This is a genomic window from Streptococcus sanguinis (assembly GCF_050223295.1).
Classification (GTDB): domain Bacteria; phylum Bacillota; class Bacilli; order Lactobacillales; family Streptococcaceae; genus Streptococcus; species Streptococcus sanguinis_X.
Genome location: NZ_CP071424.1, coordinates 251,014 through 264,156, shown reverse-complemented (window position 1 = coordinate 264,156; position 13,143 = coordinate 251,014). Strand labels below are relative to the sequence as shown.

Below are 13,143 nucleotides of genomic sequence, written 5' to 3'. Positions count from 1 at the left end.
TTCTTTTCCAAGTAATGTCCATTTTTCGTATTTTACTGTTCAAGTTTTGGTTTGTAGAAGGAACGGCCTTCAAGAGCGAATATTTTATTGCTCATTTCACCTGGATCAACAAGTCCTAAGGCAGCCGTCATCATCATCATCTCCGCATCCAGATTATCAATCATGTGCAGAATTTCTGCCTCTATAATCTTCGGCCGTACAGGACTACCGTATTCCAAGAGACCGTGATGGCTGAGAAGGACATGCCGCAGGACGATAACCTCTTCCTTGCTATCATCAATTTTCAGCTCCATCAAGGTCTTGGTCAATTCTTCATCAATCAAAGCAATGTGACCAATCAGATTGCCTCGCACGGTGTACTCTGTATTTTCCGGACCGCTGAGCTCAATAACCTTGGCCAAGTCATGGAGCATGATCCCAGCAAAGAGCAAGCTTTTATTAAGCTGAGGATAAATGTCTCCGATAGCATCTGCCAGCTTGACCATAGTAGCGGTATGAAAGGCTAGGCCAGACTCAAAAGCATGGTGATTGGTCTTGGCAGCTGGATAAGAATAAAACTCCTTGTCGTACTTGCTATAAAGCGAGCGGACCACGCGCTGCCAGACCGAATTCTCAATCTTAAAAATCATCTGAGATAAATAATCTCGGATTTCTTTCTGGTCTACTGGCGGTTTTTCCTTGAAATCCGCTGGATCATTGGGCTCTCCTGCCTTAGGAAGACGCAGGGTCAGTTGATTTACCTGGGGCGTGTTATTGTAGACTTCCCGTCGACCTTGCATGTGCACGACCTTGCCAGCAGTGAATTCTTCAACATTATGTGGCTGCGCATCCCAGAGTTTGCCCTCGATTACCCCTGTATCGTCTTGGAAAGTAAAAGCCAGATAATTTTTCCCAGCCCTTGTCTGACGGACTTCTGCTGACTTGATCAGATAGAAACCTTCAAACAGTTCATCTTTTTTCATTTGATTAATCTTCATTGTTTTCCCTTTCTTCTGAAAAATCAAGTAAGTTCAAATCGAGGTCTTGGTCAGACAGCTCAATATGGCGTAAGGTTCTTTCGATAGCTCCTGTCCGCCGGGTTAATAGTTCATCAATATTGCCCGAAGCATGCTGCAAATGTTTCTGTGCCTTGGTCAGAATTCCACCGAACTTGTTAAACTCGGATTTGACAGAGCCCAGAACCTTGCTGATGTCGTCCGCACTTTTTTGAATATTGAGCGTTTTAAAGCCAACAGACAGTGAATTGAGAAGAGCAGAGAGGGTAGATGGCCCCGCAACCACAATCTGCTCCTCCCTCCGCAAACTGTCAAAAAAGGCTGGATTGCGGACAACTTCCGAATAAAGACCTTCCGTTGGCAGAAACATAATGCCAAAATTGGTCGTAGCTGGCGGTGCCAGATATTTACTCTTAATATCCTTGGCAAAGCGTTTAACACTTGCTAAGAGAGACTTGCGATAGAGCTCAATTTCTTCCTTGCTGCCAGACTCATAAGCATCTTCCAAACGGTAGTAATCAGCCAGAGGAAACTTAGAATCAATGGGCAGATAGACATAATCATGCTCCGTCTGTCCTGGCAGTTTAATGGCATATTCGACACGCTCGCTGGAGCAGGCCACCGTCACAAACTCTCGCTCATACTGACTGGCCGTCATGATGTCCTCAATAATCTGCCCCAGTTGCAACTCCCCTAGAATCCCCCGAGTCTTGGTGTTGGATAAGACCTTATTCAGTGTGCCGACATCTCGGGCAACACTCTGCATTTCTCCCAAACCGCGATTAACAGACTCCAACTGCTTAGAAACGGTCTCAAAAGAAGTCTGAAGACGAGTCTGAAGTGTTTTTTCCAGTTTTTCTTCAACAGTCTGCCGCATCTGCTCTAGACGTGTTTCATTGGACTCTTGAATCTGCCGCATACGTTCGTCAGTTTTATCCCGATTCTTGGTCAGGTTGTCACTGATTTCCAAGCGCAGCTCTGTCAAGTTGCGGTGCAAATCTGTTCTGACCTCGCTCAAACGGTCTCCCAGAGCTAATTCCAGCTCTTTCTGAGCCGTTTGCTTTTTCTGGCTTTCCTGCTCCAAGCGATAGTCCAACTGATCCGATAGATGATCTGCCTGATTTTCCAAGACTTGCTTTAGCGTCTCGGTCTGCTGACTAAGCTTTTGCCATAGAAGAAAGGTCAGCACTAGATTTCCCAAAAGAATGAGGATGATTATAAACTCCATATCAGCTCCTGTCTTTGCTGTAAATGACGACTGTATAGCCGCTATCAAAGTCCAAATAAATGGGCCTATCTATAAATTCGTTAGAAGCATACACTTTTTTGAAAAAAAAGTTATCTTTATTGAGCGGATACTTGGCGCCCTCAATTGTTAAGGCAGCATCATCCGACGGCAGAAAGGCTAGATAACGCATGCCAGCTACTGGTTTGATTTCATGGCGCCCCTTGGGAACATAGGTCAGCAGATTCTGTTCGTCTTCCAGAAAAATCTTCTCCATATAAGGTGCAATTTTTTCATTACTGGGTAGGAAAACATTGGCCAAGGCATGATCCAGACGGCCCCCAAAGGTGCCGAAAATGGTCAAACGGGCATCTGGATACCGTTCAAAACAAGCCAGAACAGCTAACTCCAAGTCTGTATCATCCTTTTCAGGATGGGCCTGAACGACTTCCTTAGCTCTATCTTTTATACGTAGCAATTCTTCCTTGCTCACAGAGTCAAAATCTCCGACAGCCAAGTCAGGACAAACTCCCTGCTCAAGCAGAAAGAGGCTTCCACGGTCTACTCCAACTAAAACATCAAAATCTAAGCTAAAATGTTCCAAGTTTCCGCCAGCAAACAGCGCCACCTTAGTCATGCAGGACATCCCGTAAGGTCTGAACTTGATGATTGACATCACCCTTGAAGACATAGCTGCCAGCCACGAAGACATTGGCACCAGCTTCTTTAGCAATCCCAATGGTCTTATCGTCAATACCGCCATCCACTTCAATATCAAAATTCAACTGATTGACTTCGCGCAGAACGACCAGTTCACGAATCTTATCCATGGTTTCTGGCAGAAAGGCCTGACCGCCAAAGCCTGGATTAACTGTCATCACAAGGACTTGATCAACCAAATTCAAAACATTTTTGACTGCTTCGACTGGTGTTCCCGGATTAATCACAACACTAGGCTTGACCCCTGCTGCTCGAATCTTCTGCAGCGCTCCATGGATATGAGGTGTCGCTTCGGCATGGATGCTGATGATATCTGCACCAGCACGAGCGAATTCTTCGATATGGTGCTCAGGATTGGAAACCATCAGATGACAGTCAAAGACTAGCTTGCTGTGAGGACGCATACTGGCAACAACCCCAGCCCCAAAGCTGATATTGGGTACAAAATGACCATCCATAATATCAATATGGGCATACTCAGCGCCTGTTGCTTCTAACTTTTTCAGTTCTGATTCAAAATTAGCATAGTCCGCACTTAAGATTGAAGGGGCAATTTTGAATGAAGTCATAGTTCTTCTCCTTATTTAGAATTTTTTTTGGCAACTTTTTTATATGTCTCCCGACGATTTTCGATCTCGCTAAGAAATTGCAGGTAATTATCAAAGCGGAATGAAGCTATCTGACCGGCCTCAACTGCTGGCTTAACGGCACAAGCTGGCTCGTGAGTATGAGTGCAAGTACGAAACTTACAGGATTGGCTGAACTCAGCAATCTCTGGAAAAGCTTGATTGAGATCTTCAGCTGTAGTCACCTCGTAATCCAAAGATGAAAATCCTGGTGTGTCGGCAATCTTCCCACCATTTAGATTGTAAAAGCTGACAGCCCGTGTCGTATGACGGCCGCGGCCCAGACTTTCAGAAATCTCTCCTGTTTCCAGCTGCAGGTCTGGGGCAATCTTATTGAGCAGGGTGGACTTTCCAACCCCAGTCTGTCCCATAAAAACAGTGATTTTCCCTGTCAGCAGTGGTAGCAACTCCTCAGTGCTTTTAACGACCTCATAGCCGATGGCCTGATAGGCCTGTACATAAACATCCAAGCTCTGCTCATCTTCAAGCAGGTCTAACTTGCTGATGTAGATAATAGGATGAATCCGCTTATGCTCTAAAAGCACCAGAAAGCGATCCAACAGATTGGCATTGAAATCTGGCTCTTTCGCACTCATGATTACAACTGCCTGGTCAATGTTGACAATAGGAGGTCGCACAAGACTGTTTTTACGCTCTGCTATTTTTAAAATATAGCCTTCCGAGTCTTTTTCTGCTGAAAATTCGACTTCATCACCGACATAGGGTGTCTGCCCTTTTTTGCGAAAATTACCCCGCGCTCTGGTTTGATAAACCTGTCCGTCCGACTCTACATAATAGAAACCAGCCAGAGCCTTAATGATTTTTCCTTGCAAGATTGCTCCTTAAAAGTTAATACACTCATTATAACAAAAAAAGCGAGATTTAGCTTGCTTGTTTTGCACAGAAGACATTTCTTAATGTTGACTTCTTTTTTCATAGAAAGCAGCTGCTAAAAATACTTGGGATGAAACTGGCATGATAAAAGCGAACAAGTCCAAAAGAACCTGTTCGCTTTTTTATATCGAATGAGATGCTCACTGTATTTTTCAGTAAGTCACAAAACTGATTAGCTGCGTTTCGCCTTAGCCATCAGCATTCCTCCTGCGAGAAGCGCTGCTAGGAAGCCAAGAATAGTAACAAGGAGATTTTCTTCCTGACCAGTACGAGGAAGAGCTTTCCCTCCGACTTTCGGAGCTTGACCGCCTGGCTTATTAGTTATCACTCCTTCAACAGACTTTTTCTTAGCAGGGATATGACTGAAGGTTAGCTGAGTACCGTTGATCTCAAGCTTGTAGCCATCTACTGGATCAGCCGCAACGCTATAGACAATTTCCTTGCCGTCCTTGTACTTAGGAAGGCCGCTAAAGTCATACTGCCAACCATTTTCTCCTGACACAACCTCTTCTTTGATTGGTTTGCCATCTGCCAAGAGGCGAACAGTAATCTTAGAAGGTCGCACCTTATCTTGATTTTCAGCATCTGACCATACAGCAGTTCCCTTAACAGCAATCTGTGTTGGTTTATAGCTGTTGGTCAAAGTGAAGCTGCCATCTGTTGCTTGTTCTTGGCTGCTGCTATAACCCTCAACTGTCACTTCTTCAAGGACTGTATAGTTGATTTTCTTGCCCTTCTTATTCTTAGGTAGATCTTTGGACTCAAACTTCCAGTCAGTAGCAGCTGTCACTTCCAGCTCATCTACCACCTTATCTCCGTCCAAAATCTTGACCTTGATAGATGCTGGGCGCTTGCCATCTTGATTATTAGCATCATCCCAAACCTTTTGACCAGAGACTTTAACGGTTTCTGGAGTATAGGAGTTGGTAACGGTGAACTTATCAATCTTAGTTTCATACTGAGCAACAGCATCTTCCTTAAGTGTGTAGGCAATCTCTTGACCATTTCTATATTTAGGCAGGTCTTTAGATTCAAACTTCCATCCATTAGCAGCTGTTACTTCAAGTGTATCAACAATGGTGCTTCCATCCATTACCTTAACTGTAATAGATGTTGGGCGTTTGCCGTCTTGATTATCTGCATCATTCCAGACTTTCTGACCAGAAACTTTAACCTGCTCTGGAGTATGAGAGTTAGTGATTGTCTGACCTTCTACTTTCGGACTGTAACCTTTTTCTTTCAAAGCGGCTACTGTTGCATCATCCTCTTTGACAGAGTAGGTAATCTCCTGCCCCTTGTCAAACTGAGGCAGATTGGTGAAGCTGGCTTTCCAAGTGTTGGCAGCCACCTCATTATCAGCCGTCAAGGTCAATGTCTTACCTGCGACAGCAGCTGGCTCTTGACCGTTTACTGAGCGATACAGCTGCACTGTGATAGAAGCCGGACGCTTGCCGTCCTGGTTATCTGCATCATCCCAGACCTTCGTAACAGCATACTCCGTACTTTGAGGAGTGTAAGAATTGGTAATGGTGAACTTATCAATCTTAGTTTGATATTCCGCAACTGCTTCTTCAGTAACAGTGTAGGCAATCTCTTGACCTGCTGCATACTTAGGAAGGGCTTTAGACTCAAACTTCCAATCGTTAGCAGCTGTTACTTCCAGCTCATCTACGATAGTATCGCCATTTTTCACCTTAACCTTAACAGAAGCTGGACGCTTGCCATCTTGGTTATCAGCGTCATCCCAGACTTTTTGACCGGAAATCTTAATCATCTCTGGAGTGTAAGAGTTGGTAACTGTGAAATCTTTGATTTCTTTAGTGTAGCCAGCTACATCATCTTCCTCGATAGAGTAATCAATCTTCTGACCATTTTCATAGACTGGCAGATTTTCAAATTTGGTTTGCCATTGATCAGCAGCCGTCACTTCCTTGCTAGCGACTTCTGTCTTGACACCGCCGACTGTCTTCATCAGCTTAATGCTAATCTTAGTTGGACGCTTGCCATCTTGATTGTCACTGTCATTCCAGTTCTTGCTGGCAGTGATTTCTGTCTTTTCTGGTGTATAAGAGTTAGTGATATTGTAGCCGTTGAGATTGGTTGAATAACCCGGTACAGATTCTTCCGTCACTGTATAGGTAATCCGTTGGCCATCCTTGTAGACTGGCAAGCCAGTAAAGTTGTAAGACCAGCCTTCTGCCTCACCGACTGTTTGGGTATTGACTTTTTGACCGTCAGCTAGCAGATTAACTGTTATAGAAGCTGGACGTTTGCCATCCTGGTTATCGCCATCTTCCCAAGTCTTGCTTCCAGACACAGTCGTTGTCTCTGGAGTGTAAGAATTGGTGATGTTGTAACCATCCACTTTGCTAGTATAACCTGGAACAGCTTCCTCACTTACAGTATAAGTGATTTCTTGGCCTGCTGCGTACTTAGGCAAAGCCTTGGACTCATACTTCCAGTCGTTAGCGGAAGTCACATTTTGCTCATCCACAACCGTATCACCATTCAGAATTTTAACCTTAACAGAAGCTGGACGCTTACCATCTTGGTTTTCCGCATCATCCCATTTCTTCTGACCGGAAACCTTGACCGTTTCTGGGGTGTAAGAGTTGGTGATGTTGTAGCCGTCCACCTTGCTCGTGTAGCCCGGTACAGCTTCTTCTACAACAGTATAAGCAATTTCTTGACCTGACGCATATTTAGGAAGAGGATTAGATTCATATTTCCAACCGTTAGCAGCCGTCACTTCCTGCACATCGACAATATCTTGGCCTTTCAAGATCTTGACTCTAACAGCATTTGGACGCTTGCCGTCTTGGTTTTCCGCATCTTCCCACTTCTTCTGACCAGAAATCTTAACCGTTTCTGGTTTATAAGTGTTGGTCACTACAAAGCCATCAGCAGCATTGCCAGTTACCTGAGATTGATAGTGAGGAACCGCGTCTTCTTCCAGAGAATAAACAACTTCTTGGCCCTTTTCATACTTGTTCAAGTTAGTGAACTCAGTCGCCCACTGGTCAGCTTCGGTCAGAGTTCTGTTCGCAACTTCTGATTTCTGACCGCCGACTTCTTTATAAAGTTTGACAACAACATTGGCAGGGCGTTTACCATCTTGATTCTCGGCATCATCCCATTTCTTGCTGGCTTTGATAGAGATTTTCTCTGGCGTACGAGTATTGGTAACAGTGAGATTCCCCTGATCTACTTCTGGAGCATCGTAGCCATCAAGCTGATCTTCACCGATTGTATAGGTGATTTTTTGTCCGTTGGCATCAAAGATTGGTAAATCAGTTGTCTGAGCTGTCCACTCCGCATCAGTACTGCCACCAGTTACGGTCACTGTCTTATCAGCCAGTTTTTGACCGTTAGCGTAGACATCTACAGCAATAGAAGCTGGACGCTTGCCGTCCTGATTGTTTTCATCTTTCCAAATTTTCTTGACTGTCAGCTTTTTGCTGGCATTTGGATCCACCGTATTCTTGACTGTTTTGACTGCACCATCAGCCTTGATAGTCACTTTCATCGGATTGCTGTCCAGTACATAGCCTTCTGGAGCTGTGACTTCTTCTACTGTGAATTGGCCTTTCTTGATTTCTTCACTTGAGAAAGGCTGTGTAGAAACCCGACCGTTAGCATCTGTCGGCGGCAGAGTAATCTCTTGGCCGCTAGGAGTTGTCACCTTAAAGACAGCACCTTCCAGCATTTTACCAGTCTTAGAATCTTGCTTGTAGAGAACCAGACTGTTGCTGATATCTGCTGTGATAACACCGCCTTCTGTAATCCGGCTGCTACGCTCTATCGTAGAGCTCGTCTGACCAGGGCGATCATCTCTGAATGGCAGTTTTGTATTATCAACTTCCATCTCAGCCGTATTGGATACCAAAGAACCATCAGCTGGTGAAGTTGTCATATAATTCAACATAAAGGCACGATTGCCTGGGTTATTGATAGTTAGAGTAAACTCTGTATAAGTGTCATTATAGGCAACCGTATAATCTTGACCTTCTTTCAAGATGACAGAATTCGCAATACTTGATAAACTCTGCGTGTACTCCCCTTGGCGAAGGACAAGTTGCTCCGGAACGAATTGCATTGGTGCACTGCTATCTGGAATGACATCCTTGATAACAATCGGAGAATTATAGGTCTTTTGCTGAGTATTGATACGAACAGTCCAGTTATGTGAGTAGTCACCGCTCTTGCCTAGAATAGCTGAATTATATGGCTTCTTAGCAATGACCCCTCCAATCTTAGCGTAGTTTTCACCGGCTGTTGAAAAACTGCTCTGTTTGCGCTCGTTAATGGTGACCTTATGGCTCATCGCTCCTTGAGTTTCCTCAGGCTTATAATTCCAGTCTTGCTCAGCACCTACTGTCGTCGCCTGAAAATCAAAGAAGAAGCTCCCTCTAACTCCACTAGCAGTTGTCTTGGCCTTGTAATCTGCCAAATTCTGAATAGTAACTGTAATCAAACCGCCCTTACCCGAACCATTCGACGTCATCTTAGCAGCTCCAAGCTGGACCTGCGTTTCATTATCCGTCAGGGTAAAGGTTGTACCATTAGCAATGGTTGCACCGTTTGGTACTGTAAAGGTAAAGGTATCCCCATCCTTGAGCTTGTTATCATAAGCAGACAAATCAAAAACTAGCTCATAGCGATAATTTCCCCCTTGAACCAAATTGTAAGCACCGTTAACCTTAGTTGCTTCGCGGCCATTAGAGTGGTCCCAGATTTTAATATCTGTGATTGCATTCTTCAAAGCATCCGCTTGAGCAGTTGCAGTGAACAGCTTCAAATCCAGCAAAAACAGAAGGGGCAGCATCAAAAACAGAAGCCATTTTTTCAGTTTCATAACATTCTCCTTTTTTATTTCGTTACCTAAATAAGTAATTAATCTAATTGTAACAAATACTTGCTATAATGGCAATATCATAGAACTATTTTAGTAAAGAAAAAATAGAAATTTTTCTGCTTCTTTCACTGTATGAAAAAAACTGATATTCGCTATTGGCATTTTCACAAAAATAAGTTATAATAGAATCTCAAGCGGAGGTGGTGGAACGGCAGACACGCATGCTTCAGGCGCATGTGCCCGTACGGGTGTGAGGGTTCAAATCCCTTCCTCCGCATAAAAAGCAATCCTATCATGATTGATAGGATTTTTTGTTATTATGAAGTAGAATTACACTGCTGAGAAAAGCCAGAAAGGTCAGTCCCCCTGTTAAATATTTCTCTAATAGACTCGCGGTCACAAAGAAATTGAAAACAGTAGCCAAAAAGAGAAAAACAGTTCCGCTTAAGATGATCTTTCTCAGAACAGAAGACTTCAAGCTACTTCTTAGCCAACCGCCCAAAGATAGATAACTAAGACTAAAGAAAGCCCACAGCAAGAAAAGCAGGAAGTTAACTGGCCGCAACCATAAAGGAAATACTATATAAGCGCCGCCAAATACCAAACGTCCCAGAGGCAGACCTAGCATAAGCAGGAAATGGGGTAAAGACTGCGAAAACCAGAGCAGGGCAGAAAACAAAGACAGAAATTTCACTTTCATATTTACCTCATTAGCAAAATAGAAGACCAGCTATATAGAGCGGATCTTCTATTGTTTTATAATCCTTCAGACTTCAAAGCGTCTGCCAAGCGCGCAAATTCCTCTAAACTCAGAGCTTCTCCCCGAACACTTGGAGATAACTCCGCTCGTTCTAGAGCTGCTGTCAGTTTGCCTTTAGTCTCCTCAGACTTCCCAAAATAACTGGTCAGGTTATTCCAGAGAGTCTTCCTACGGTGGACAAAGCTGGCCTTGGAGACCTTGAAAAAGAATTTCTCGTCCTGTACCTCAACAGCTGGCCGCTCTCTGCGCACCATCTTGAGAATTGCCGAATCCACATTTGGAGCAGGCACAAAGACTTTACGCGGCACGATAAAGGCAACCTTGGCAGTCATGTAATACTGCACTGCAATCGACAAACTGCCGTAAGCCTTGGTATTAGGCTGAGCCGAAATCCGATCTGCCACTTCTCTCTGCATCATAACGACAAACTCACTAAAAGGAATCCCGCTCTCAATCAAATGCATGAGAATCGGCGTCGTGATGTAGTAGGGCAAGTTTGCCACTACCTTGATAGGCAGGTCTGGATTCTTAAACTCCGCTATGTACTGGGCAAGATTAACCTTAAGAATATCCTGATTGACCACTGTCACATTGTCAAAATCGCGCAGGGTATCCGCCAAAATTGGCACCAGACGATCATCAATCTCAAAGGCCATAACTTCTGCGGCACTTTCCGCTAAAAATTCTGTCAAAGCCCCAATACCAGGCCCAATTTCGATGACATTGACCTTTTTATCAATCTCGGCTGTATCCACAATCTTCTGGAGGATGTTGGTATCCGTCAGGAAATTCTGACCGAAAGATTTTTTAAAAGTGAAACCGTGACGCTCCAGAATGGCACGGGTCACACTATGGTCTGCAATTCTCATCTTCTCTCTTTTCTATCTCTTAACCATCATATAAAAAATCAACCTAATTACTAGTGCCAATAAAAGCAAATATATGACGCCATTAACTCGCTTGTTCTCTTTTGCATCGACCCCAGTCTCATCAAGCCCTTGATCATCTTCTTGGACTTGTACCAGCTCTTCTTGCCTTTGCTCTTGTTTAGCTTCTTGGCCTTGCATTTTCTTCAACTCATTTTGATATGCAACCGAGTCGAGAATATTGTCTTCTGGCAATAATTCTGAGGCATAATAATCAGGAAACCCCATAGCAAGAGCAATTAAGTCCTTACCTGTTAAAGAAAAATCCAAATCTTTTGCTTCACTTTCCTGAATAGCTCGGATATTTTTTAAAAGTTTATCAGAAGCTATAGACAACTCGTCCATAAAAACAACTTCTAAAACATAGAATCCTAGCATATCACCATCTTTAGCATTTACAAGAATATAGCGAACAAAGTCATCATACAGTTGCAGGGTCTGAGGAGCATACTGTTCTAAAAAAGACCGATTTTGGAGAGCATTTTTCTGGAATTTTTCAATAGGAATTAAGATATCCACATTCTGCTCTTGGTAAAATCTTTCTGCCTCATCATCATCTTCTTCTTCGAGCTGTTCCGCTTTTTCCCATATAGGAATAACTGATTGCAAATCTTCTTCATCCCAAAATAATTGCCAAAAACAAGGAATTGTGTAAACTCCCTCCGTTAGAATACGTGCCTCATCGCCGTTTTTTAAATAAATATAGCTTCTATTTGCCATGTTGTTTCCTTTCATAATCTTTTATTAAAGTTTCCACTTCCGCCAAAGTCACCCCAAACAGTTCCAAACGTTTGAGCAGCTGCTTGCCGTTAGAATAGCCGATACGGAGTTCTTCACCCAGATACTCTCGACGCTGACGGCTGTCGCTTCCCATAAGCAAACCCAGTCGTACGAGGTCACTTTTGGTGATATCAAAATTATCCTCATCATCGAAATATCCGACCAGCCCAGCTAACGCCTGCTGTAAATCCTCAAATGAAGCGTGCTCTACCCCAAGCGATTTACCCTTGTTCTTAGACTTGGGAGCCGCCTCATCACGGCGAAGAAAGGCATGCTGAGCAGTTGGCACAGCCTCCATAATCATTCGACGGATACGCTCACCGTTATAGTCTGGATCGGTAAAGACAATAACCCCACGTAGCTGGTGCAATTTCTCAATCCGTTCCAAGTCTTCTTCATTAATCGCAGATCCTCTCGTCTCGTAAGTATCAACTTCGTAAAATCGTTGCAGATTGGCTGTATCATCCTTGCCCTCAACGACGATTACCTGGGGGATTTTTATCTTTTCAGTCAAGCCCAAACACCTTCTTTGCATTGGCATAAGTCGCCTGCGCTACTGCTTCGACAGTCAACTCACGAAGCTCAGCAATTTTCTCTACCACATAACGGGTATAGGCTGTTTTGTTTTCTCGTCCACGCTTGGGAACAGGCGCCAAGTAAGGCGCATCAGTTTCGACGAGGATTTTGTCCAAAGGCAGGTTCTGCGCAGCCTCCTGAATATCCGTCGCTTTCTTAAAGGTCACAACTCCAGAAAAGGAAATCATCATTCCTAGCTCGATAAAGCGCTCTGCCATTTCCAAAGAACCCGAATAAGAGTGCATAATACCGCCTCGAGGACCTACACCCTCACTCTTGATAGTCTCATAGGTATCCTCCAATGCGTCACGTGTGTGAACGACAAAGGGCAGGTTCAGCTCTTTAGAGAGCTGGATTTGGCGTCGAAAAACCCGCTCCTGAACATCCTTAGACGCAGTCATCCAGTGATAGTCCAGCCCAATCTCGCCCAGAGCCACCACCTTGGGGTGACGAAGCTTGTCCAGCAGATAGGCTTCCACCGCCTCATCATACGTCCCAGCCTCAGTCGGATGCCAGCCAATCGTAGCATAAAGCTGATCATAGCTGTCGGCCAACTCCAAGGCACGCTCAATGGTCGGTCGGTCAAAACCGACAATATTTATTTTGCTGACGCCCATTTCTGCAGCCAGCTGGAGCTCCTCTGCCTCTCGACCAGCAAATTCTTCCACATTTAAATGCGTGTGTGTATCAAAAATCTTCATGGTTTACTTCCTTGTCTTTCCTGTCCTTTATTATACCAAAAATGACCTAAAAAATCAGAAGTCTCTTCAAAGCAGAAAAATAAGA

At 44.1% G+C, this 13,143-nt stretch carries 11 protein-coding genes and 1 tRNA gene; 1 reads left to right on the top strand and 11 read right to left on the bottom strand.

Going from position 1 to position 13,143, the window contains the following annotated elements; all coding sequences use genetic code 11:
* Window positions 1–32: 32 nt before the first annotated feature.
* From J1C77_RS01440 to J1C77_RS01415, 6 genes are all read right to left on the bottom strand, one after another.
* Entirely contained in the window at window positions 33–977 is a 945-nt protein-coding gene (locus tag J1C77_RS01440; RefSeq protein ID WP_002922490.1) for a 3'-5' exoribonuclease YhaM family protein, read from the bottom strand.
* The gene (gene rmuC / locus J1C77_RS01435; RefSeq protein ID WP_042763042.1) at window positions 967–2,223 is read right to left on the bottom strand and encodes a DNA recombination protein RmuC; all 1,257 of its coding nucleotides are present in this window, start codon (window positions 2,221–2,223) and stop codon (window positions 967–969) included. The genes J1C77_RS01440 and rmuC overlap by 11 nt, the downstream gene beginning before the upstream one ends.
* 1 nt (window position 2,224) lies before the next feature.
* On the bottom strand, window positions 2,225–2,857 hold the full coding sequence (locus tag J1C77_RS01430) for a thiamine diphosphokinase (protein ID WP_427195107.1): 633 nt from the start codon (window positions 2,855–2,857) through the stop codon (window positions 2,225–2,227).
* On the bottom strand, window positions 2,850–3,509 hold the full coding sequence (gene rpe, locus J1C77_RS01425; RefSeq protein ID WP_002922502.1) for a ribulose-phosphate 3-epimerase: 660 nt from the start codon (window positions 3,507–3,509) through the stop codon (window positions 2,850–2,852). Before rpe ends, J1C77_RS01430 begins: the two co-directional genes overlap by 8 nt.
* Before the next feature lie 11 nt (window positions 3,510–3,520).
* Window positions 3,521–4,399 carry a ribosome small subunit-dependent GTPase A gene (rsgA, locus tag J1C77_RS01420; protein ID WP_002922504.1) on the bottom strand — a complete coding sequence of 293 codons (879 nt, stop codon included), beginning with the start codon at window positions 4,397–4,399 and terminating at the stop codon, window positions 3,521–3,523.
* 233 nt (window positions 4,400–4,632) lie between these two features.
* Window positions 4,633–9,315 (bottom strand): Cna B-type domain-containing protein, encoded by a 4,683-nt coding sequence (locus tag J1C77_RS01415; RefSeq protein ID WP_002922506.1) that lies wholly within the window; start codon window positions 9,313–9,315, stop codon window positions 4,633–4,635.
* Between the two features lie 194 nt (window positions 9,316–9,509).
* Here J1C77_RS01415 and J1C77_RS01410 point away from each other — a divergent pair.
* A tRNA-Leu gene (locus J1C77_RS01410) sits at window positions 9,510–9,592 on the top strand.
* A gap of 15 nt (window positions 9,593–9,607) precedes the next feature.
* Here J1C77_RS01410 and J1C77_RS01405 read toward each other — a convergent pair.
* Genes J1C77_RS01405 through J1C77_RS01385 form a run of 5 tightly spaced genes read right to left on the bottom strand, consistent with a single transcriptional unit; the run spans window position 9,608 to window position 13,058 of the window.
* Window positions 9,608–10,015: a hypothetical protein gene (locus tag J1C77_RS01405; protein ID WP_002922509.1), complete on the bottom strand. Its 408-nt coding sequence runs from the start codon at window positions 10,013–10,015 to the stop codon at window positions 9,608–9,610.
* A gap of 56 nt (window positions 10,016–10,071) precedes the next feature.
* On the bottom strand, window positions 10,072–10,944 hold the full coding sequence (rsmA, locus tag J1C77_RS01400) for a 16S rRNA (adenine(1518)-N(6)/adenine(1519)-N(6))-dimethyltransferase RsmA (RefSeq protein WP_002922511.1): 873 nt from the start codon (window positions 10,942–10,944) through the stop codon (window positions 10,072–10,074).
* 12 nt (window positions 10,945–10,956) lie between these two features.
* Entirely contained in the window at window positions 10,957–11,721 is a 765-nt protein-coding gene (locus J1C77_RS01395; protein WP_042763043.1) for a hypothetical protein, read from the bottom strand.
* Entirely contained in the window at window positions 11,711–12,295 is a 585-nt protein-coding gene (gene rnmV, locus J1C77_RS01390) for a ribonuclease M5 (protein WP_042763218.1), read from the bottom strand. The genes J1C77_RS01395 and rnmV overlap by 11 nt, the downstream gene beginning before the upstream one ends.
* A complete protein-coding gene (locus J1C77_RS01385; RefSeq protein ID WP_002922515.1) occupies window positions 12,288–13,058 on the bottom strand; it encodes a TatD family hydrolase in 771 nt (256 codons plus the stop codon). Before J1C77_RS01385 ends, rnmV begins: the two co-directional genes overlap by 8 nt.
* Window positions 13,059–13,143 lie beyond the last annotated feature (85 nt).